22 protein-coding genes are annotated in these 19,944 nt (G+C 61.8%); 17 read left to right on the top strand and 5 right to left on the bottom strand.

The window, feature by feature from the left end; genetic code table 11:
• Window positions 1-47 precede the first annotated feature (47 nt).
• Genes mpl through AC4PS7_RS25175 form a run of 3 tightly spaced genes read left to right on the top strand, consistent with a single transcriptional unit; the run spans window position 48 to window position 2,300 of the window.
• The gene (mpl, locus tag AC4PS7_RS25185; protein ID WP_010206809.1) at window positions 48-1,397 is read left to right on the top strand and encodes a UDP-N-acetylmuramate:L-alanyl-gamma-D-glutamyl-meso-diaminopimelate ligase; all 1,350 of its coding nucleotides are present in this window, start codon (window positions 48-50) and stop codon (window positions 1,395-1,397) included.
• Window positions 1,394-2,023, top strand: a complete 630-nt coding sequence (ubiX, locus tag AC4PS7_RS25180) for a flavin prenyltransferase UbiX (RefSeq protein ID WP_010206807.1) — start codon at window positions 1,394-1,396, stop codon at window positions 2,021-2,023. The genes mpl and ubiX overlap by 4 nt, the downstream gene beginning before the upstream one ends.
• The gene (locus AC4PS7_RS25175) at window positions 2,016-2,300 is read left to right on the top strand and encodes a YceK/YidQ family lipoprotein (RefSeq protein ID WP_010206806.1); all 285 of its coding nucleotides are present in this window, start codon (window positions 2,016-2,018) and stop codon (window positions 2,298-2,300) included. Before ubiX ends, AC4PS7_RS25175 begins: the two co-directional genes overlap by 8 nt.
• Window positions 2,301-2,438: 138 nt before the next feature.
• Here the strand turns inward: AC4PS7_RS25175 and AC4PS7_RS25170 are convergent, their stop codons facing one another.
• The 3 genes from AC4PS7_RS25170 to AC4PS7_RS25160 form a co-directional block, all read right to left on the bottom strand.
• On the bottom strand, window positions 2,439-3,080 hold the full coding sequence (locus tag AC4PS7_RS25170; protein WP_010206805.1) for an oxidoreductase: 642 nt from the start codon (window positions 3,078-3,080) through the stop codon (window positions 2,439-2,441).
• A 29-nt stretch (window positions 3,081-3,109) separates the two neighbouring features.
• On the bottom strand, window positions 3,110-4,828 hold the full coding sequence (locus AC4PS7_RS25165; protein WP_137206171.1) for a C13 family peptidase: 1,719 nt from the start codon (window positions 4,826-4,828) through the stop codon (window positions 3,110-3,112).
• A gap of 105 nt (window positions 4,829-4,933) precedes the next feature.
• The gene (locus AC4PS7_RS25160; protein WP_010206803.1) at window positions 4,934-5,389 is read right to left on the bottom strand and encodes a MaoC family dehydratase; all 456 of its coding nucleotides are present in this window, start codon (window positions 5,387-5,389) and stop codon (window positions 4,934-4,936) included.
• Between the two features lie 177 nt (window positions 5,390-5,566).
• On the opposite strand from AC4PS7_RS25160, the gene AC4PS7_RS25155 reads away from it, so the two are divergent.
• Genes AC4PS7_RS25155 through AC4PS7_RS25145 form a run of 3 tightly spaced genes read left to right on the top strand, consistent with a single transcriptional unit; the run spans window position 5,567 to window position 7,245 of the window.
• Window positions 5,567-5,920, top strand: a complete 354-nt coding sequence (locus AC4PS7_RS25155; RefSeq protein WP_010206802.1) for a CidA/LrgA family protein — start codon at window positions 5,567-5,569, stop codon at window positions 5,918-5,920.
• On the top strand, window positions 5,917-6,633 hold the full coding sequence (locus AC4PS7_RS25150) for an LrgB family protein (protein WP_044287940.1): 717 nt from the start codon (window positions 5,917-5,919) through the stop codon (window positions 6,631-6,633). Before AC4PS7_RS25155 ends, AC4PS7_RS25150 begins: the two co-directional genes overlap by 4 nt.
• Window positions 6,634-6,654: 21 nt before the next feature.
• Window positions 6,655-7,245: an LON peptidase substrate-binding domain-containing protein gene (locus tag AC4PS7_RS25145; protein ID WP_010206798.1), complete on the top strand. Its 591-nt coding sequence runs from the start codon at window positions 6,655-6,657 to the stop codon at window positions 7,243-7,245.
• On the opposite strand, the gene AC4PS7_RS25140 is transcribed toward AC4PS7_RS25145, so the two are convergent.
• Entirely contained in the window at window positions 7,242-8,558 is a 1,317-nt protein-coding gene (locus AC4PS7_RS25140) for a bifunctional DedA family/phosphatase PAP2 family protein (RefSeq protein ID WP_010206797.1), read from the bottom strand. The two genes, AC4PS7_RS25145 and AC4PS7_RS25140, sit on opposite strands and share 4 nt — an antisense overlap.
• A 145-nt stretch (window positions 8,559-8,703) precedes the next feature.
• Entirely contained in the window at window positions 8,704-9,387 is a 684-nt protein-coding gene (locus AC4PS7_RS25135) for a DNA-3-methyladenine glycosylase (protein WP_069673139.1), read from the bottom strand.
• Between the two features lie 174 nt (window positions 9,388-9,561).
• On the opposite strand from AC4PS7_RS25135, the gene AC4PS7_RS25130 reads away from it, so the two are divergent.
• From AC4PS7_RS25130 to lipB, 11 genes are all read left to right on the top strand, one after another.
• Window positions 9,562-10,827 (top strand): glutamate-5-semialdehyde dehydrogenase, encoded by a 1,266-nt coding sequence (locus AC4PS7_RS25130; RefSeq protein ID WP_069673125.1) that lies wholly within the window; start codon window positions 9,562-9,564, stop codon window positions 10,825-10,827.
• Window positions 10,827-11,471: a nicotinate-nucleotide adenylyltransferase gene (gene nadD, locus AC4PS7_RS25125; protein WP_010206794.1), complete on the top strand. Its 645-nt coding sequence runs from the start codon at window positions 10,827-10,829 to the stop codon at window positions 11,469-11,471. The genes AC4PS7_RS25130 and nadD overlap by 1 nt, the downstream gene beginning before the upstream one ends.
• A gap of 69 nt (window positions 11,472-11,540) precedes the next feature.
• Entirely contained in the window at window positions 11,541-12,035 is a 495-nt protein-coding gene (gene rsfS / locus AC4PS7_RS25120; RefSeq protein ID WP_010206793.1) for a ribosome silencing factor, read from the top strand.
• A 9-nt stretch (window positions 12,036-12,044) separates the two neighbouring features.
• Window positions 12,045-12,512 carry a 23S rRNA (pseudouridine(1915)-N(3))-methyltransferase RlmH gene (rlmH, locus tag AC4PS7_RS25115; RefSeq protein WP_003176297.1) on the top strand — a complete coding sequence of 156 codons (468 nt, stop codon included), beginning with the start codon at window positions 12,045-12,047 and terminating at the stop codon, window positions 12,510-12,512.
• A gap of 15 nt (window positions 12,513-12,527) precedes the next feature.
• On the top strand, window positions 12,528-14,426 hold the full coding sequence (mrdA, locus tag AC4PS7_RS25110) for a penicillin-binding protein 2 (RefSeq protein WP_021492969.1): 1,899 nt from the start codon (window positions 12,528-12,530) through the stop codon (window positions 14,424-14,426).
• Window positions 14,427-14,457: 31 nt separating this feature from the next.
• Window positions 14,458-15,561 (top strand): rod shape-determining protein RodA, encoded by a 1,104-nt coding sequence (gene rodA, locus AC4PS7_RS25105; RefSeq protein WP_042570827.1) that lies wholly within the window; start codon window positions 14,458-14,460, stop codon window positions 15,559-15,561.
• A gap of 17 nt (window positions 15,562-15,578) precedes the next feature.
• The gene (gene mltB, locus AC4PS7_RS25100) at window positions 15,579-16,589 is read left to right on the top strand and encodes a lytic murein transglycosylase B (protein ID WP_010206788.1); all 1,011 of its coding nucleotides are present in this window, start codon (window positions 15,579-15,581) and stop codon (window positions 16,587-16,589) included.
• Window positions 16,589-17,593, top strand: coding sequence for a septal ring lytic transglycosylase RlpA family protein (locus tag AC4PS7_RS25095; protein ID WP_010206787.1), 1,005 nt, complete (start codon window positions 16,589-16,591; stop codon window positions 17,591-17,593). Before mltB ends, AC4PS7_RS25095 begins: the two co-directional genes overlap by 1 nt.
• A gap of 180 nt (window positions 17,594-17,773) precedes the next feature.
• Window positions 17,774-18,931, top strand: a complete 1,158-nt coding sequence (locus tag AC4PS7_RS25090) for a D-alanyl-D-alanine carboxypeptidase family protein (RefSeq protein ID WP_010206786.1) — start codon at window positions 17,774-17,776, stop codon at window positions 18,929-18,931.
• Window positions 18,932-19,015: 84 nt separating this feature from the next.
• Window positions 19,016-19,291: a DUF493 domain-containing protein gene (locus tag AC4PS7_RS25085; RefSeq protein ID WP_010206784.1), complete on the top strand. Its 276-nt coding sequence runs from the start codon at window positions 19,016-19,018 to the stop codon at window positions 19,289-19,291.
• Entirely contained in the window at window positions 19,291-19,938 is a 648-nt protein-coding gene (gene lipB, locus AC4PS7_RS25080; RefSeq protein ID WP_010206783.1) for a lipoyl(octanoyl) transferase LipB, read from the top strand. Before AC4PS7_RS25085 ends, lipB begins: the two co-directional genes overlap by 1 nt.
• Window positions 19,939-19,944 lie beyond the last annotated feature (6 nt).

Genomic DNA, 19,944 nt, shown 5'->3' with positions numbered 1-19,944 from the left:
TTTCGCCCCCCTGCGCTAACCTGCCTCGATGTTTTACGAGGTCGACTATGCACATTCATATTCTCGGTATTTGCGGCACATTCATGGGCTCGATGGCAGTACTGGCCAAAGAGCTGGGCCATCACGTGACAGGCTCCGACGCCAACGTCTATCCGCCCATGAGCACGCAACTCGAGGCCCAGGGTATCGAGTTGACCCAAGGTTACGACCCGTCGCAATTCGACCCGGTCCCGGACTTGGTGGTGATCGGCAATGCCATGTCCCGTGGCAACCCGGCGGTCGAATACGTACTCAATAAAGGTTTGCCTTATGTGTCCGGCCCGCAATGGCTGGCCGACCATGTGTTGCAAGGCCGTTGGGTACTCGCGGTCGCTGGCACCCACGGCAAAACCACCACCAGCAGCATGCTCGCCTGGGTGCTGGAGCATGCAGGCATGAGCCCGGGCTTCCTGATCGGTGGTGTGCCGCAGAATTTCTCGGTGTCGGCGCGCCTGGGCGATACGCCGTTCTTCGTGATCGAGGCGGATGAATATGACAGCGCCTTCTTCGACAAGCGCTCCAAATTCGTCCACTACCGCCCGCGCACGGCAATCCTGAACAACCTGGAGTTCGACCACGCCGACATCTTCCCCGATCTGGCGGCCATCGAGCGTCAGTTCCATCACCTGGTGCGCACCATTCCGAGCGAAGGCCTGGTGATCCACCCGACCACCGAGCCGGCCTTGCAGCGTGTGATCGAGATGGGCTGCTGGACCCCGGTGCAAACCACCGGCGCGGGCGGGCAGTGGCAGGTCAAGCTGCTCAGCGACGACGGTTCCACATTTGAAGTGCTGTTCGAAGGCCAGACCCAAGGCATCGTCGAGTGGGACATGACCGGCCAGCACAACGTCGCCAATGCCTTGGTCACCCTGGCGGCTGCGCGGCACGTGGGCGTGGTGCCTTCCATGGGCATTGCCGCGTTGAGCGCGTTCAAAAGCGTGAAGCGCCGTATGGAAAAAGTCGCCGACGTGAATGGGGTTACCATCTACGACGACTTTGCCCACCACCCGACGGCAATTGCTACTACGTTGGATGGCCTGCGCAAACGTGTCGGCGATGCGCCGATCATTGCGATTGTCGAGCCGCGCTCCAATTCCATGAAGCTCGGTGCCCACCGGGATGGCCTGCCGGAAAGCGTCAACGACGCCGACCAGGTGGTCTGGTACGCACCGGCCAACCTCGGCTGGGATCTGCCGGCGATTGCAGCCCTGTGCACCGTGCCTTCCCTCGTCTGCGACTCCATCGAAGGCATCATCGAACACGTCAAGCGCCTGGCCAAACCGGGCACCCATGTCGTGGTCATGAGCAACGGCGGCTTTGGCGGCCTGCACGGCAAATTGGCTGAGGCGCTGAAATGAGTGGCCCGGAACGCGTTACCCTGGCGATGACCGGCGCTTCTGGTGCGCCTTATGGTTTGCGCCTGCTGGATTGCCTGGTACGTGAAGAGCGCGAGGTGCACTTCCTGATCTCCAAGGCCGCGCAGTTGGTGATGGCCACCGAGACCGACGTGGCGCTGCCGCCCAAGGTGCAGATGATGCAGGCCTTCCTCACCGAATACACCGGTGCGGCGGCGGGGCAGATCAAGGTCTACGGTAAAGAGGATTGGATGTCGCCCGTGGCTTCCGGCTCCGGCGCGCCGGCGGCGATGGTGGTGGTGCCATGTTCCACCGGGACCTTGTCGGCGATTGCTACCGGTGCCTGCAACAACCTGATCGAGCGCGCGGCGGATGTGACCTTGAAGGAGCGTCGCCAGTTGATCCTGGTGCCCCGTGAAGCGCCGTATTCGAGCATTCACCTGGAACACATGCTCAAGCTGTCGAACATGGGCGTCACCATTTTGCCGGCCTCGCCGGGCTTCTATCACCAGCCGCAGACCATCGATGACCTGGTGGACTTTGTGGTGGCGCGCATCCTCAACCTGCTGAACATCCCTCAGGACATGCTGCCGCGTTGGGGTGAGCACCATTTGAGCAGTGATGAGTAAGGCGCTGCTGATCCTACTGGCGCTGCAACTGGCCGGCTGCGCCACCGCGCGCGCACTGGATGCGGCAAAACCTGGCGCGCCGGTGGTGTATGCCGGTACGCGCCTGGACCTGTATGCGATGAAGGGTGGTTGCTGCGCCAAGGACAGGTTTGGTGCCGAGGCGCCGAGCTACCCTGGGGTGGATCTGCCGGCCAGTGCGTTGCTCGATACGCTGTTGTTGCCGCTGTCGGTGTTGACGGTTCTTGGGGTTGGCTTCAACGCTACCGGTGGTCTCTAACCCTGTCTGGAAGGCGGCACAAAACCCATGTGGGAGCGCGAATGCGGTGGATCAGTCATATTACTCGTCGACTGACACACTGCCTTCGCGAGCAAGCCCGCTCCCACATTTGAATCTCTGCCGGATAGTTAAATCGGATTACTTGCCCAGCTTGCGCAACTCATCCGACTCCACCACCCGCACCCCATCCTGTTCTTCCAGCGCCAGGCGCCACATGGCCCGGGCCAGTTCACACACTTCGATACCACGGTATTTGCCTGGAATCAGTCGTGATAACGGGCCGGCCAACTGTTCGGTCAGGCGCGGCTCCAGCCGTTCCCCCAACAGCAACGACGGCCGCACGATGGTCAGTTGAGGCCAGTCCTGGGCTTTCAGCGCCTCTTCCATTTCCCCTTTGACGCGGTTGTAGAAGACCGACGATTTCGGGTCGGCGCCAATGGCGCTGATCACGACCAAGTGCCGTGCGCCCATTTCCCGCGCGCGTTTGGCGAAGGCCACCACCATGTCCAGATCGACGGCGCGAAAAGCCGCTTCGGAGCCCGCCTGTTTGAGGGTGGTGCCCAGGCAGCAGAAGGCCAGATCCACCCGGCCACTCAGCTGCGGCAGGAACACCGCCGGGTCGCCCACCGGGTTTTCCAGGTGCGGGTGTTCCGCCAATGGCTTGCGGCTGGGTGCGAGCACGCGGGTCACGGTGGGTTCGTTGAGCAGGCGATCGAGCAGGTGTTCGCCGGTAAGGCCGGAGGCTCCGGCGAGCAAGATATGCTGAGGCGTCAGGTACATGGTGTTTCCCCCTTGTTACACGTTACAGCTTAGTTGCCTTTGGCTTCCTTGCTATTCATTGAGACGCTTTCGAGCGCCTTTCGTGCCTGCTGTTTGCGTAATAATTGCCAATGGGCGATCACACCCTTGGGGGCCCAGATCTGCGGCTCGGAGGCTTCGAAGTTGTCCGCCTGTTCGCGTTCGGCCACATGCAGTTGTGCCAGCTTGAAGGCTTGCTGCAAGTCGTCGGTCTGGTTGAAGGCTTGGGCGAAGAGGGCGTCGCCGAAGTAGGTGAAGTCGGCTTCCTCGGAGCAACCGAAAGACACGCGATCGGCGCGGGACGCGGTCATGATCAGGGTGCGATCGTCCTTTAGCGCCGGTATGAAGCCACCGGAGTAGCAGGCGGAAATCACCACGATCTTGTCGCGGCTCTTCAGCGGTGCCAGCACGGCGGCGAGCTCATCGGCGGGCAGGTCGGCCAGCTCCATACGCGGTTGGTCCAGCACCAGTTCGTGTTCGTGGGTACCGTGGCTGGTCATGTAGATAAACACCAGGTCTTCCGGCCCGGTGCGGTCGGCCAGGGTCTGCACGGCGCGGCGCAGGTTTTCGCGCGTGGCCAGCGGGCGGTCGGCGATGTGGTCGCGGTGGTTGACCAGGCGAATCTGCCCGCGTGCACCAAAACGGGTGGCGAGCATGTTGCTGACGTAATCGGCTTCGCGCAGGAACACGCTTTGTTTACCGTCGCCGGCCACGGCCAGGGTGTACAGCTCGACGGCCGGGGTCGAGGCGGGCACGGCGGCGAGGGCTGCGTTGAGCAAACCACCTTGGGCCAGTACGCCGATCTCCAACGGGTCGGGCAGCAGTTTGCCATCGGCGTCACGCACGCGCATGCCATTGACCCACGTGCCGGCCTGCACGGTGCCGTCGGTGAGGACCAGGGTGCCTTTGCCTTGATAGCTGTCGCTGTCGAACCCGCCGATATAGAAGCTGCCGTCGGTGAGGTTCAGGCGGCCTTCACCGCTGAAGCGCCAATCGCTGAACTGGCCGACATAGTGGCTGCCGTCGACACCGATCAACTCGCCCTTGCCGCTGAGCGCGCCTTCCTTGAACTGGCCGATCCACACGTCGCCGTCGGCGTTCTCGTAGCGGCCCTTGCCATTGAGCTGGTTCTGCTTGAATTGGCCGACATAAATGTCGCCATCGGCGCTGTTGAAAGTGCCGTTGCCTTCCAGTTGACCATCGACGAAATGGCCGCTGAACTGGTTGCCGCTGTCGTCGTTGCGCTGGCCTTCGCCATTCGGTTTGCCGTGGGCGAACTGGCCCTGGTATTGGCTGCCGTCCGCCAGCTCCAGGCGACCGAGGCCGGAATACTGGTCGTCCTTGAATTCGCCGCGATAGGTCATCTGCCCCTCTTTGAGGGTGCCTTCGCCGTTGCGTCGACCGTTCTTGAAGCCGCCCACATAGTGGCTGCCCGCCGTGGTCAGGCTGCCCTGGCCGTCGAACAGCCCCTGCTGGAACTGGCCTTTATAGACTTCGCCATTGCTGCCATGCCACTCGCCCTGGCCGTGCCACTGGCCTTTGTCGAACTGGCCGGCATACCAGCTGCCGTTGGGGTAGTCCACGCGGCCCTGACCTTGCAGCAAACCATCGACCACATCGCCCCGGTAGCGGCCGCCGTCGGGCAGGCGCGCATCGGGCGGCAACAGCGATTCGCCGTCTCCGCAAGCGGTGAGCAACAGGGCAAGGGCGAGGGGAGCGAGTGGGCGCATAGCGGGATCCGGATAATTGAGCGCCGAGTATGCCGCAGCTGCGAGTTTCATACATAAATTTACATACGCTGTGGTGAGGTTTATGTCCCCACCACAGGCACGGACTTACACGAAGTAGAGGGACAGCGACTCAGCAATGTAAGCTGGTTTTTCCTGACCTTCGATTTCCAGGGTGGCGGTGGCCTTGAGCAGCCATTGGCCGGGTTTTTTCTCGGTGACGTCATTGAGCGTCACGTTCAGGCGCACCTTGGAGTTGACCTTCACCGGCTGGATGAAGCGCACGCTGTCCAAGCCATAGTTGACGGCCATCTTCAGGCCCTCGGGCACGATCAGCAGGTCCTCCATCAGTTTGGGCATCAGCGATAGCGACAGGAAACCGTGGGCGATGGTGCTGCCGAACGGGGTTTGCGCGGCCTTGACCGGGTCGACGTGGATGAACTGATGATCGCCAGTGGCCTCGGCGAACAGGTTGATACGCGCCTGGTCGATGGTGAGCCATTCGGAACGTCCCAGTTCCTTGCCGACATAATCTTTGAGCTGCGCTACGGGTACATAGGGCATTGCGTCTCTCCTTGGTTCATCACGCTGTGTACAACGTCTGGTTTTTTATGGATTACAGAGAACCAATGTAGATCATCATGGCCGATAGGCTCGGTCAACCCACCATGCTTTTGGCGAATGCCGGTGCATAGGGCGGGCGTGCTTATAATGCGGGCGAGTATTGAGGGGGAAGAACGGATGCTGTTACGTGGCCTGACCTGGCTGGTGCTGTTTCAACTGATCGGCACGGCGATTAATCATTTGCTGTTGCCGGTACTGCCGGGCCCGATCATCGGGCTGCTGTTGATGCTGGGTTTTCTGATCTGGAAGGGCGATGTCGGCGAGCCCTTGAGCCTGGCGGCCAGCAGCCTGTTGCGTTACTTGCCGTTGCTGCTGGTGCCACCGGCGGTGGGGGTGATGGTGTATGCCAAGGATATTGCCGCTGATTTCTGGGCCATTGTCGGTGCGCTGGTGCTGTCGCTGGTGATCGCCATGGGCTTCGTGGGCGTGCTGATGCAGCAGATGGTCAAGCGCAAGGAGAAGGATCAATGATCTTCGACTGGCATGGCGCGTGGACAGCGGTGATTCATCACCCGTTGTTCGGCATCGGCATCACCCTCGGCGCTTATCAGTTGGTACTGGCAGGGTTCGAGAAAACCCGTTGGATCTTCCTGCAGCCGGTGCTGGTGTCCATGTTGCTGGTGATCGGCGTGCTGATCAGTTGTGGCCTGAGCTACGCCGAGTACCGCAAGAGCACCGAGATCATGGGCATCCTGCTGGGTCCGGCGACCGTGGCCCTGGCGGTGCCGCTTTACTTGAACCTGCGGCGCATTCGCCAATTGTTCTGGCCGATTTTTACTACGCTGGTGATAGGCGGTGTGCTCGCCACCGGCCTGTGTGTGCTGCTGGGCTGGTGGTTTGGCGCCGAGCACAGGATGTTGATGACCATGGCGCCCAAGTCGGTGACTTCACCGATCGCCATGCTGGTGGCCGAGCAGATCGGCGGCGTGGCGGCTTTGGCGGCGGTATTTGTGCTGATCACCGGGGTGATCGGTGCGATGATCGGCCCGGCGTATTTGTCTCGCCTGGGGGTGCACAGCCCCGAGGCGCGCGGCATGGCGCTGGGCATGACTGCTCATGCCGTCGGCACCTCGGTGGCCCTGCAGGAAAGCGAAGAATGCGGCGCTTTTGCAGCGCTGGCGATGAGTCTGATGGGCGTGGCCACGGCGGTGTTCCTGCCGCTGGCTGTGTCGGTGATCGTTTAAACCGGGTTTAAGGAAACCTTTATGAGTCTGGCGCTGTTCCCGCTCAATACCGTGCTGTTCCCTGGCTGCACCCTCGACCTGCAACTGTTCGAGGCGCGCTACCTGGATATGGTCGCCCGCTGCATGAAAAAGGGCGAAAGCTTCGGTGTGGTGTGCATTCTCGACGGCCAGGAGGTGGGCACGGCGCCGGACGGCTACGCGCTGATCGGCTGTGAAGCGCTGATCCGCGACTTCAAGCAACAGGACAACGGCCTGCTGGGGATTCGCGTCGAAGGCGGGCGCAGGTTTCGCGTACGGGATGCCGGTGTGCAGAAAGACCAACTGCTGGTGGCCGACGTGCAGTGGCTCGAAGAACTGCCGGACCAGCCGTTGGAAGAAGAAGATGCCGACCTGCTGGCGCTGCTCCAGGCATTGGCCGAGCACCCCATGGTGGCGTCGTTGGACATGGACGCTCACGCCGACGGCCAGCAAGCCTTGGGCAATCAGTTGGCGTATCTGCTGCCGTTCACCGAGGCCGACAAGATCGACCTGCTGCAACTCGATGACCCGCAGCAGCGCCTGGATGCGATCCAGATGCTGCTCGACGAATTGCAGGGCGAACTGTTCACTTAATAGGCATAGCGCAGCAGGGCGTGGGGCGTGCCAGTGAGTGCGATGAAGCTGAGCACCGCGACCAACGCCGGCAGCAACAGCCACCAGGTTTTTTGCGACATGGCCGGCAGCGGGCTTCGATACTGGCTGATGCCCAGGCTGAACGCACACACCGTCATCGCCAGCAGCGTGCCGGCCAGGATGTCCGTGGGCCAGTGGGCGCCGAGGTAGACGCGCGATAGCGCAATGAAAGCGGCGGGAATGCAGCCCAGCAGCATCCAGGTCAGGCGCAACCGCACGGGTTGTCCGCGACCGGCCAGGATCGCCAGCGCCAGGAAAAATGCGAACGCGCCCGACGCGTGGCCGCTGGGCATGCTGAAGCTGGTCAGCGGGTCGGTGAGGATTTCCGGGCGGCCACGGGCGAAAAACAGCTTGGTCCCGGTGTTGATCACCGCAGCCCCGGCCAGCGTTGCGCCAACGAACACTGCGTGGCGCCATTGCCGCGCCAATAGCAGCAGGCCGGTGAACACCGCGCTGGCAACGAACATCTTCTTGAACTCACCCAGTTGGGTGATGCGCACCATCACTTCGTCCAGCCAGGGGCTGCGGTGTTCCTGCACCAGGGCGCTCAGGCCGTGGTCGAAGTTGTCCAGCGAGTGGTAGCCAATAAACAGCGCGATCAATAGCACCAGGCTGGCACACCCAATCCATAACGTGGCGCGCCGATGGCCGCGCAGACTGCTGTTCAGGCTCAGTCCAATCAACGCCGCCAGGCAACCCGCAACCACTGCCGCCTCGGGCCAGAACCCTTCGGGCAAGGGCAGGCGGAACGCAGCGCCGGTCGCCCAGCCGGGCAGCAGGTAAGCCACCGTCCAACCCGCTGCTGCCACAATGCTCACCATGGCGAAACGCGGGAATGGCATGTCGCACATACCGGCCACCATCGGCAGCATAGGACGCAATGGGCCGATGAAGCGTCCGACCAGCAGGCTGGCAATGCCGTACTTGTGGAAGTAGGTTTCGGCGCCGTTCATCCATTCGGGATGATGGCGCAGGCCGGGCAGACGCCGGATGTTCTGATGGAAATGTCGTCCGAGGAAGTAGGACACCCCGTCACCCAGCAAGCCGCCGAGGAAACCCAGCAGCAGGGTTTCGCTCAAGGACAGCGCGCCGCTACCGGCCAGCGCCGCAATGGCAAACAACAATACCGTGCCCGGCACGATAAGCCCGGCGATGGCCAGGCATTCCACGCAGGCGACGATAAACACCGCGACCGCCAGCCATTCGGGGTTCAGTGTTAACCAGCCGGTAATGCTATCGAGCCATTGGCTCATACAGTCCTCTCCATTTGTGCGGCCATTTCCTCTCGAACTCATAGCCGGCCACACCGCCGGCCAACTGTGGGAGTGGGCTTGCTCCCACATTGGATCTGCGGTGTGGCAGGTATCGATTTCCAGCAGGGACAGCGGTCATTACTTATCAAATCAAAAAATAATCGCGGTCTTCGACCTGGCCCCGGCGCAGCGGGTTCCGCGTGCAATAAGGCGCGTAGCCCGCATCGACGAAGCGGTACATCAGGTGTTCATCACGCCCGCTGGGGATGCCCAGGCGCGTGGTCTGGATGATCTGGATCGGGGTCTGGCACACGTCTTCAACATAGAGCTGTTCCTGATCGAAACGCTTGGCGTCCCACATCGGCACCTTCAACCCCAGGGCTTTGCACAGCAGGGTCTGACCGGCGCAGAGTTTTTGCAAGGTGCGTGGGCTGCCATCGGCATTCGGGTTGTTCAGCAGCATCTGCGCCAGGCTCGCCGGGCCGGATAATTCATCGACCCATGGATAGGCTGATTTGATCAATACGGCATTGCCCGGCCCATGGGCGCTGAAGTTCAGGGAGTCGCCGCCACGGGCGTAGTACATGTAGATATGGCCACCATCCAGAAACAAAGCCTTACGCTTTTCTGTGTAGCCCAATGAGGCGTGGCTGCCTTTTTCGGCCACGTAATAGGCTTCGGTTTCAATAATTCGCGCGGAAAGCCAGGTTTCGCCGACGCGATGGCGGATGACTTTTCCGAGCAATGCTTGCGCAAGAATTTGCGCGTCACGGTCGAAGAAGCTGTCGGGCAGGGCGCTGGCGGGGAGTTGGGGCGATGAACTGGGCATGGCGGTCAGGGTAAATACGGCTAAATGTGACGGAATCATAACAACTCCCACCTTAATTACCGCTGAACCCCAGGTTTTTACAGTTCATTTCGACCATCCGCCCCTCACCGCTGTCAGTCGGGCGGCGTCACAGCTATAATCTGCCGCTTTCCTCCCTGCCAAGACTCCCTGACTATGACTGAGTCCGTTCTTGACTACATGACCCGCCTGGGTCGCGCTGCCCGTCAGGCCTCGCGGCTGATCGCCCGTGCGAGCACTGCGCAGAAGAACCGTGCCCTGCTGGCCGCCGCCGCCGCTCTGGATGCCTCGCGCTCCGAGCTGACCGCCGCCAACGAGCAAGACCTGGCCAACGGCCGCGCCAATGGCTTGGAACCGGCCCTGCTGGACCGCCTGGCGCTGACCCCGGCACGTATCGACGACATGATCGAAGGCCTGCGTCAGGTGGCCAAGCTGCCTGACCCCATCGGTGAAATCCGCGACATGCGTTACCTGCCATCCGGCATTCAGGTCGGCAAGATGCGCGTGCCGCTGGGCGTGATCGGCATCATTTATGAGTCGCGTCCAAACGTGACCATCGACGCCGCGAGCCTGTGCCTCAAATCCGGCAACGCCACTATCCTGCGTGGCGGTTCCGAGGCGATCAATTCCAACCGTGCCATCGCCGCGTGCATCCAGCAGGGCCTGGCCGTGGCCGAGTTGCCTGCCGAAGTGGTGCAAGTGGTGGAAACCACCGACCGCGCCGCCGTAGGCGCGCTGATCACCATGCCCGAATTCGTCGACGTGATCGTGCCGCGTGGTGGCAAGAGCCTGATCGAACGTGTCAGCCGTGATGCCAAAGTGCCCGTCATCAAGCACCTGGACGGCGTGTGCCATGTGTACATCGACATCGCCGCCGACATCGACAAGGCGATCCGCATCGCCGACAACGCCAAGACCCACCGCTACGCCCCTTGCAACACCATGGAGACGCTGCTGGTGCACGTCGGCATTGCCGATCGCGTGCTGCCGCCGCTGGCTGCCATCTACCGCGACAAGGGCGTGGAACTGCGGGGCTGCGGGCGTACCCGTGCGCTGCTGGGCGCGGACGTGATCGACGCGACCGAGCTTGACTGGTACACCGAATACACCGCGCCGATCCTGTCGATCAAGATTGTCGACGACCTCGACGAGGCCATCGAACACATCAACACCTACGGCTCCAAGCACACCGACGCGATTGTTTCCGAGCATTTCAGCGATGCCCGGCGTTTCCTCACCGAAGTGGACTCCGCTTCGGTGATGATCAACGCCTCGACGCGTTTTGCCGACGGCTTCGAGTACGGCCTGGGGGCGGAGATCGGTATTTCCACCGACAAACTCCACGCCCGCGGCCCGGTTGGCCTGGAAGGCCTGACCAGTGAGAAGTACGTGGTGTTCGGCGATGGTCATGTGCGCACTTGATGGGTAAACGCATCGGGCTGCTCGGCGGTACCTTCGACCCCGTGCACATCGGCCATTTGCGCAGTGCCCTGGAAGTCGCGGATGCCCTCGCGCTGGACGAGCTGCGCATGATGCCCAACGCTCGGCCGCCCCATCGCGATACGCCGCAAGTGTCGCCACAGCAGCGCCTGGAAATGGTGCGCCTGGCGGTGGACGGCATAACGCCGCTGGTGGTGGACGACCGCGAGCTCAAGCGCGATAAACCGTCCTACACTGTGGACACCCTGGAACTGATACGCGCCGAGTTGGCCGTGGATGACCAGTTGTTTCTGCTTTTGGGCTGGGACGCATTTTGCGGCCTGCCCTCTTGGCATCGCTGGGAGGAACTCCTCCAGCATTGCCACATCCTGGTTTTGCAACGCCCGGATGCCGACAGCGAACCGCCGGATGCCTTGCGCAACCTGCTGGCCGCGCGGTCGGTAAGTGACCCCTTGGCCCTGACCGGGCCGAACGGGAATATTGCATTCGTCTGGCAGACCCCGCTTGCGGTGTCCGCCACCCAGATCCGTCAACTGCTGGCCAGCGGGAAGTCGGTACGTTTCCTGGTGCCTGACGCGGTCCTGGCCTACATCGATGCGCACGGGCTTTACCGTGCGTCGAACTGAAAAGGCGCGCTCGAACCTACGCACAGTCGTAGAGCGGGCGCCCGAACATACGAGCAAAACGAGTTTTATATGACGAACAAAGACGTAAGCAAAGTTAAGCGCAAAGGCACCTTCAAAAGCGCTCCGCTGCCAGTAGAAGCCCACACCGGCCCTGAGCTGGCTGGCGAAGAACTGGTAAAAGTCGCCGTGGCGGCCCTTGAAGACGTCAAGGCCCAGGACATCCAGGTACTGGACGTGCGCGACAAGCAGAGCATCACCGACTACATGATCATCGCCACCGGTACCTCGAACCGCCAGATCGGCGCGATGCTCGACAAGGTCCGCGAAGCCGTCAAAGCCCAAGGCGTGAAGCCGCTGGGTGAAGAAGGCAAGGGCGACAGTGACTGGGTGCTGCTGGACATGGACGACGTGATCGTTCACATGATGACCTCCAACGCCCGTCAGTTCTACGACCTGGAGCGTCTGTGGAAAGGCGCCGAGCAGAGCCGTGCCGCCGATGGCAAGCACCACAGCCCGGAAGTGGGCCACGCGCACTTCGACAAGCTGAACAAAGACCAGGAATAAGGAACGGCTGTGCGCCTGCGTCTGATTGCTGTCGGTTCACGCATGCCCAAGTGGGTGGAAGAAGGCTGGCACGAGTATGCCAAGCGTCTGCCCGCTGAGCTGTCGCTGGAATTGGTCGAGATACCGCTCAATACCCGGGGCAAGAATGCCGACGTGGCGCGCTTCATCCGTCAGGAAGGCGAAGCCATGTTGGCCAAGGTCGGCCCCAATGAGCGCATCGTCACCCTCGAAGTCCACGGCAAACCCTGGAGCACCGAGCAGTTGGCGGTGGAACTGGATCGCTGGCGCCTGGATTCGCGTACGGTCAACTTCATGGTCGGCGGCCCCGAAGGGCTGGCGCCGGAAGTCTGTGCGCGGGCGGATCAGCGTTGGTCGCTGTCGGCGCTGACGCTGCCGCACCCGTTGGTACGGATTCTGATCGGTGAACAGCTGTATCGCGCCTGGACAGTTCTGTCCGGGCACCCTTACCACAAATAATCTGCGCCCCTCCCGATGACCCAGCCGATCCGCATCAAGGACCACGAGAAAGACGCACGTCTTGTACGCTCGCGTGTGGTGTTTGGCGCAATCATGGTGGTGGCGTTGTTGGGTGTGCTGATCGCACGCCTGTATTTCCTGCAGGTGATCCAGTACGACTATCACTCCACCTTGTCGGAAAACAACCGGGTGCATGTGCAGCCGATCCCGCCGACCCGCGGGCTGATCTTCGACCGCAATGGCGTGGTAGTGGCGGATAACCGGCCCAGCTTCAGTCTGAGCATGACCCGTGAGCGCTCCGGTGACTGGCAGCAGATCCTCGATGTGATCGTCGAGGTGCTGCAGCTGACGCCGGAAGACCGGGCGATCTTCGAGAAACGCATGAAACAGGGGCGCCGGCCTTTCGAGCCGGTACCGATCCTGTTTGAGCTGACCGAAGAGCAGATCGCACGGATCGCGGTGAACCAGTTCCGTTTGCCGGGTGTGGAAGTGGTGGCGCAGTTGGTGCGGCATTACCCGCAAGGGCCGCACTTTGCTCACTCTGTCGGTTACATGGGGCGAATCAACGAAAAAGAGCTGAAAACCCTCGATCCGGTCAATTACAGCGGCACCCACCATATCGGCAAGACCGGCATCGAGCGTTTCTACGAGCCCGAGCTGCACGGCCAGGTGGGTTACGAAGAAGTCGAGACCAACGCTCGTGGCCGCGTGCTGCGGGTGCTCAAACGCACCGATCCGGTGCCCGGCAAGGACATCGTGCTGAGCCTGGACATCAAATTGCAGGAAGCGGCGGAGATGGCCTTGGGCGGTCGTCGCGGCGCGGTGGTTGCCCTGGATCCGAAGACCGGCGAAGTGCTGGCGATGGTCAGCCAGCCAAGCTTTGACCCCAACCTGTTCGTGACCGGCATCAGCTTCAAGGCTTACGCCGAGTTGCGTGACTCCATTGACCGGCCACTGTTCAACCGCGTACTGCGCGGTCTGTACCCGCCGGGGTCGACGATCAAGCCGGCGGTGGCGATTGCCGGTCTGGACGCGGGGGTGGTCACGGCCTCCAGCCGGGTGTTCGACCCGGGCTACTACATGCTGCCCAACTACGATCATAAATACCGTAACTGGAACCGCACCGGTGACGGCTATGTCGACTTGGACACCGCGATCATGCGCTCCAACGACACCTATTTTTACGACCTGGCGCATAAGCTGGGCATCGACCGCTTGTCCGCCTACATGGGCAAGTTCGGCCTCGGCCAGAAGGTCTCCCTGGACATGTTCGAGGAATCCCCCGGCTTGATGCCGTCGCGGGAGTGGAAACGAGCGACCCGTCGCCAGGCGTGGTTCCCGGGTGAAACCCTGATTCTTGGCATTGGCCAGGGCTATATGCAGGCCACGCCGCTGCAACTGGCCCAGGCCACGGCACTGGTGGCGAACAAAGGTATCTGGAACCGTCCGCACCTGGCCAAGACCATCGAAGGCGAAAAGCCGGTGGATGACAACCCGATCCCGGACATTGTGCTGCGCGATGCGTCGGACTGGACCAAGGTCAACCACGGCATGCAGCAAGTCATGCACGGCGCCCGTGGCACCGCACGCAAGGCGGCGGTTGGCGCGCAATACCGCATCGCCGGCAAGAGCGGTACCGCTCAGGTGGTGGCGATCAAGCAGGGTGAAAAATACGACCGCACCAAGGTCCAGGAGCGCCACCGTGACCACGCCTTGTTTGTCGGCTTTGCCCCGGCGGACGACCCGAAAATCGTGGTGGCGGTGATGGTCGAGAACGGCGAGTCCGGTTCCGGCGTCGCTGCGCCCGTGGTGCGCCAAGTGATGGACGCCTGGCTGTTGGCCGACGACGGCAGGCTCAAGCCCGAATATGGCGGCCCCCCTTCAAGCACCGAGGTTACGGCCCGTGAAGAGTAATTTTGACCGCATCCTCTCCAGTGAGGATGTGATGCGTCGCCGTGCGACGTTGCTGCAGCGCATGCACATTGATGGCCCGTTGCTGATCCTGCTGCTGACCCTGGCGGCCGGCAGTCTGTTCGTGCTGTATTCGGCCAGTGGCAAGAACTGGGACCTGCTGATCAAACAGGCGTCGTCGTTCGGCCTGGGGTTGTTGTCGATGGTGGTGATCGCCCAGCTTGAGCCGCGCTTCATGGCGCGATGGGTGCCACTCGGTTATGTCGCTGGCGTGCTGCTGCTGGTGGTGGTGGACGTGATGGGCCACAACGCCATGGGGGCGACCCGCTGGATCAACATCCCGGGGGTGATTCGCTTCCAGCCGTCGGAATTCATGAAGATTCTGATGCCGGCGACCATCGCCTGGTACCTGTCCAAGCGCACCTTGCCGCCGCAGCTCAAGCACGTGGGGATCAGCCTGATTCTGATCGGGGTGCCGTTCATCCTGATCGTGCGCCAGCCCGACCTTGGCACCTCGCTGCTGATCCTGGCGGGCGGTGCGTTCGTGCTGTTCATGGGCGGATTGCGCTGGCGCTGGATCCTCAGCGTGCTGGCCGCCGCCGTGCCCGTGGCCGTGGCCATGTGGTTCTTTTTTATGCACGACTACCAGAAGCAGCGGATCCTGACGTTCCTCGACCCCGAAAGCGACCCGTTGGGCACGGGCTGGAACATTATTCAGTCGAAGGCCGCCATCGGTTCCGGCGGAGTATTTGGCAAGGGTTGGTTACTGGGCACCCAGTCGCACCTGGACTTTTTGCCCGAGAGCCATACCGACTTCATCATTGCGGTGATGGGCGAAGAGTTCGGCCTGGTGGGCATATGCGCGCTGTTGCTGATCTATTTGCTGTTGATTGGTCGCGGCCTGGTGATCACCGCGCAGGCGCAGACGCTGTTCGGCAAATTGCTGGCCGGTGCCTTGACCATGACTTTTTTTGTTTACGTTTTCGTCAACATCGGTATGGTCAGTGGCCTGTTGCCGGTGGTTGGGGTGCCGTTGCCGTTCATTAGCTACGGCGGAACTTCGCTGGTGACATTGCTGTCAGCGTTTGGGGTTTTGATGTCGATTCATACGCATCGTAAATGGATCGCGCAGGTTTGAATAAGGTGAAGATGTCAATGCAAGTAATGCGCGGCTGGGCGACTCGGCACGCGTCCTGGATGGGCCTGATTGGGCTGCTGGGCGCAACGCAAGAGGCGCAGGCCGGTGACTACGATGGTTCACCCCAGGTCGCCGAGTTTGTCGGTGAAATGACCCGCGACTATGGTTTCGCCGGTGAACAACTGATGGGCGTGTTCCGCGAAGCCCAGAAGAAGCAGGCGATCCTCGACGCCATCTCTCGCCCAGCCGAACGCGTGAAACAGTGGAAGGAATACCGCCCGATGTTCCTCACCGACGCCCGCGTGGCGCGGGGTGTGGACTTCTGGCGCCAGCACGAGGCGGTACTGGCCCGCGCCGAGCAGGAATACGGCGTGCCGGCCCAGGTGATTGTCTCGATCATTGGTATCGAAACCTTTTACGGGCGCAATACCGGCAGTTACCGGGTGATCGACGCCTTGTCGACCCTGGGCTTTGATTACCCGCCGCGCGCTGACTTCTTCCGCAAGGAGCTGCGTGAATTCCTGCTGCTGGCGCGCGAAGAACAGGTCGACCCGCTGACCCTCAAGGGTTCCTACGCCGGGGCGATGGGCTTGCCGCAGTTCATGCCGAGCAGTTTCCGCGCCTATGCGGTGGATTTTGACGGCGACGGGCATATCAATATCTGGAGCAACCCCGACGACGCCATCGGCAGCGTGGCCAGCTACTTCAAGCGCCATGGCTGGGTCGCTGGCGAGCCGGTGGTGATCCGCGCCGACGTCACCGGGGACCGTGCCGATGAAGGCCTGACCCAGGGCATCGAGCCCGCCAAGACGGTCGGGGAGTTGCGGGCGCTGGGCTGGTCGAGTCAGAATGCGCTGCCTGATGATATGCCGGTCACCGCGTTCCGCCTCGAAGGCGAAAACGGTCCGGAATACTGGATGGGCCTGAAGAATTTCTACGCAATCACGCGTTATAACCGCAGTGTGATGTACGCCATGGCCGTGCATCAGCTGTCAGACATGCTGGTCCAAGCACGGGGCAACAAGTAATGCGGGCATCGCCGTTCTATCAACCGCTCAAGCTGGTGGCGTTCGCCGCGTTGTCCTTGCTGGTCGTCAGTTGTTCCACCACCAACAGCCGCGCGCCGGCGCAGAAGTCCGGCGGCGCAGTCGTCCGTGCCCAGCCAGGCCTGGACATCAACCGCGCGCACAAAGACGGCGCGCCGTGGTGGGACGTCGACGTGTCAAAGATCCCGGATGCCACGCCAACCCTGCACACTGGCCCGTACAAGGCCAACCCCTATACCGTGCTGGGCAAGAGCTACTTCCCGCTGCAGGAGTCCAAGACCTACGTGCAATCGGGCACGGCGTCCTGGTATGGCACCAAATTCCACGGCCAGAACACCGCCAACGGCGAAGTGTATGACCTGTATGGCATGAGCGCGGCCCACAAGACGTTGCCGCTGCCCAGCTATGTGCGGGTGACCAACCTGGACAACAACCGCACGGTGATCCTGCGGGTCAACGACCGTGGGCCGTTCTACTCGGACCGCATCATCGACTTGTCCTACGCCGCCGCGAAGAAACTCGGTTACGCCGAAACCGGCACCGCGCGCGTCAAGGTCGAAGGCATTGACCCGGCCCAGTACTGGGCCCAGCGTGGCAAGCCGGCGCCGTTGATGCTCAACGAGCCGCAAACCCAACAGCCGCAAGTGACGGCCTCCACGGGCAAGATCGAGCAGTGGACGCCGCCGCCGGCACAGCACGCGCCTGATACGGTGGTCGTGCCCCATGCGGCGCCTGGCGCATCCATGGCCGGCGGGCAATACCTGCAGGTGGGTGCTTTCGCCAACCCGGATGCGGCAGAACTGTTAAGGTCCAAGCTCAGTGGTATGGTCAACGCGCCGGTGTTTATCAGCTCCATCGTGCGTAACCAGCAGACATTGCACCGTGTACGCATGGGCCCGATCGGCTCGCCGAGCGAAGTCGCACACGTACAGAACAGCGTACGCATGGCCAACCTGGGGCAACCCAGCGTGGTCACTTCAGAATAAGTAAGCATTGATGGTTCAGGCTCGTGCGCGGGCTCGAACCCTGGTTGTTGGCTCGTTGAACAATAAAAACCCAGGGGCAAGGGGTGAGCGGGCAACCGAACACGCGACAGTCTGGCAACGGGCTGTCTGAATAAGTTTTGCCCGCGAGGGCAAGTTTCCATAAGCAATTTCGAGAGACGGATGAACATCACCACCTTAGCCAAACGCACGTGCCTGCTTCTTTCGCTGATCATCACCCCGGCCGCCTGGGCCGTTGAAATGGTGCCGGCTTCCCCGCAACTGGCCGCCAAGTCCTGGGTCCTCATGGATGCCGCCAGTGGCAACGTGCTGGTCGAGAGCAACGGTGACCAGCGCCTGCCGCCGGCCAGCCTGACCAAACTGATGACCGCCTACATCGCGACCCTGGAAATCCGTCGCGGCCAGATCGGCGAGAACGACCCGGTCACCGTCAGCGAAAACGCCTGGCGTACCGGCGGTTCGCGGATGTTCATCAAGGTTGGCTCGCAGGTCACCGTGAGCGACCTGCTGCACGGCATCATCATCCAGTCCGGTAACGACGCCAGCGTCGCCCTGGCCGAGCACATCGCCGGCAGCGAAGACGCGTTCGCCGACATGATGAACAAAACCGTGGCCGACCTGGGCATGACCAACAGCCACTTCATGAACCCGACCGGCCTGCCGAACCCAGAGCACTACTCGTCGGCTCACGACATGGCGATCCTGGCGCGCGCGATCATCCGCGTCGACCCGGTGCACTACGCTATCTACTCCCAGAAGGAATTCTTCTGGAACAACATCAAGCAGCCTAACCGCAACCTGTTGCTGTGGCGCGACAAGACCGTCGATGGCCTGAAAACCGGCCACACCGACGAAGCCGGCTACTGCATGGTGTCGTCTGCTGTCCGTGACGGCCAACGCTTGATCGCCGTGGTCTTCGGTACCAACAGCGAGCAGGCCCGTGCGGCCGAGACGCAAAAGCTGCTGACCTACGGTTTCCGTTTCTTCGAAACCCAGACCTTCTACCAGAAGGGTGCTGAGCTGGCGACCGCGCCAGTGTGGAAAGGCGCGACCTCCCAGGTCAAAGCCGGCCTGGCCGACGACCTGACCCTGACCATGCCTAAAGGCCAGCTGAAAAAGCTCGCGGCCAGCATGACCATGAACCCGCAATTGGTTGCCCCAATCGCCAAGGGTGATGTGATCGGCAAGGTCGAAGTCAAGCTGGACGACAAAGTGGTGCACAGCGCCGACCTGATCGCCCTGGACGCCGTCGACGAAGGTGGTATCTTCCGCCGCGTCTGGGATAGCATCCGTCTATTCTTCTACAGCTTGTTCAACTGATAGTGTGCACCTGCAAAGCCCCGCGTTGATCCGACGCGGGGCTTTGCCCGTCGCCACGGCTTACGCTTACGAGGCCGTTACGCCATGACCGATAAAGAAGTAAAGGCGCCAAAGATCGAATTCCCGGTGGTGGACTATCCCATCAAGGTGATCAGCGATACCGGTGTCGGCCGTAAAGACCTGATCCTTGAGATCGTGCGTAAACACGCAACGATCAACGATCAGCGCGTGGACGAACGATCCAGTTCAACCGGCAAATACACCACGATCCAGTTGCACATCGTTGCGATCGATCAAGACCAGCTCTACAACATCAACAGCGAACTGCGGGCCACGGGCTTCGTGCACATGGTGTTGTGATGTCTCACGTCCTGGGCTTTCGCGAGCTCGGCCGGATGGACTACGAGCCCGTCTGGCACGCCATGCAGCGGTTCACCAACGAGCGCGGCACGTCGGCACCCGATGAAATCTGGTTGGTGGAACACCCGCCGGTCTTCACCCAGGGGCAGGCCGGCAAGGCCGAGCATCTGTTGCTGCCGGGTGATATTCCGGTGGTGCAGGTCGACCGAGGGGGTCAAGTGACTTACCATGGTCCGGGTCAACTGGTGGCGTATCTGCTGCTGGACGTTCGCAAGCTTGGGTTCGGCGTACGTGACTTGGTAAGCCGCATGGAGGCTTGCCTGATCGAGCTGTTGGCCAGTTACGGCGTGAGCGCCGCGGCCAAGCCCGATGCACCCGGTGTGTACGTGGACGGCGCGAAAATCGCCTCCCTCGGTTTACGCATTCGCCACGGTTGTTCCTTTCATGGCCTGGCCCTGAATGTGGACATGGACCTGGCACCGTTCCGGCGCATCAACCCGTGTGGCTATGCCGGGTTGGCGATGACGCAACTGAGCGACCATGCCACACCGATTAAATTTGCCGAGGTAAGTGCCCGGCTGCGTGCGCAGCTCGTCAAACACCTCGACTATGCTGAGCAGACGACCCTTACGGGCGGAATCGACTGATTATGA

It is taken from the genome of Pseudomonas sp. DW-iso3, assembly GCF_058725305.1.
The sequence above is the reverse complement of the archived record's forward strand: the minus strand, read 5'-3'. Positions and strand labels throughout refer to the sequence as shown.

Bases quoted from the DNA above. Each gene is read 5' to 3' on its own strand.
- mpl (WP_010206809.1), top strand. From the start codon at position 48: ATGCACATTCATATTCTCGGTATTTGCGGCACATTCATGGGCTCGATG.
- ubiX (WP_010206807.1), top strand. From the start codon at position 1,394: ATGAGTGGCCCGGAACGCGTTACCCTGGCGATGACCGGCGCTTCTGGT.
- AC4PS7_RS25175 (WP_010206806.1), top strand. From the start codon at position 2,016: ATGAGTAAGGCGCTGCTGATCCTACTGGCGCTGCAACTGGCCGGCTGC.
- AC4PS7_RS25170 (WP_010206805.1), bottom strand. From the start codon at position 3,080: ATGTACCTGACGCCTCAGCATATCTTGCTCGCCGGAGCCTCCGGCCTT.
- AC4PS7_RS25165 (WP_137206171.1), bottom strand. From the start codon at position 4,828: ATGCGCCCACTCGCTCCCCTCGCCCTTGCCCTGTTGCTCACCGCTTGC.
- AC4PS7_RS25160 (WP_010206803.1), bottom strand. From the start codon at position 5,389: ATGCCCTATGTACCCGTAGCGCAGCTCAAAGATTATGTCGGCAAGGAA.
- AC4PS7_RS25155 (WP_010206802.1), top strand. From the start codon at position 5,567: ATGCTGTTACGTGGCCTGACCTGGCTGGTGCTGTTTCAACTGATCGGC.
- AC4PS7_RS25150 (WP_044287940.1), top strand. From the start codon at position 5,917: ATGATCTTCGACTGGCATGGCGCGTGGACAGCGGTGATTCATCACCCG.
- AC4PS7_RS25145 (WP_010206798.1), top strand. From the start codon at position 6,655: ATGAGTCTGGCGCTGTTCCCGCTCAATACCGTGCTGTTCCCTGGCTGC.
- AC4PS7_RS25140 (WP_010206797.1), bottom strand. From the start codon at position 8,558: ATGAGCCAATGGCTCGATAGCATTACCGGCTGGTTAACACTGAACCCC.
- AC4PS7_RS25135 (WP_069673139.1), bottom strand. From the start codon at position 9,387: ATGCCCAGTTCATCGCCCCAACTCCCCGCCAGCGCCCTGCCCGACAGC.
- AC4PS7_RS25130 (WP_069673125.1), top strand. From the start codon at position 9,562: ATGACTGAGTCCGTTCTTGACTACATGACCCGCCTGGGTCGCGCTGCC.
- nadD (WP_010206794.1), top strand. From the start codon at position 10,827: ATGGGTAAACGCATCGGGCTGCTCGGCGGTACCTTCGACCCCGTGCAC.
- rsfS (WP_010206793.1), top strand. From the start codon at position 11,541: ATGACGAACAAAGACGTAAGCAAAGTTAAGCGCAAAGGCACCTTCAAA.
- mrdA (WP_021492969.1), top strand. From the start codon at position 12,528: ATGACCCAGCCGATCCGCATCAAGGACCACGAGAAAGACGCACGTCTT.
- rodA (WP_042570827.1), top strand. From the start codon at position 14,458: ATGCGTCGCCGTGCGACGTTGCTGCAGCGCATGCACATTGATGGCCCG.
- mltB (WP_010206788.1), top strand. From the start codon at position 15,579: ATGCAAGTAATGCGCGGCTGGGCGACTCGGCACGCGTCCTGGATGGGC.
- AC4PS7_RS25095 (WP_010206787.1), top strand. From the start codon at position 16,589: ATGCGGGCATCGCCGTTCTATCAACCGCTCAAGCTGGTGGCGTTCGCC.
- AC4PS7_RS25090 (WP_010206786.1), top strand. From the start codon at position 17,774: ATGAACATCACCACCTTAGCCAAACGCACGTGCCTGCTTCTTTCGCTG.
- AC4PS7_RS25085 (WP_010206784.1), top strand. From the start codon at position 19,016: ATGACCGATAAAGAAGTAAAGGCGCCAAAGATCGAATTCCCGGTGGTG.
- lipB (WP_010206783.1), top strand. From the start codon at position 19,291: ATGTCTCACGTCCTGGGCTTTCGCGAGCTCGGCCGGATGGACTACGAG.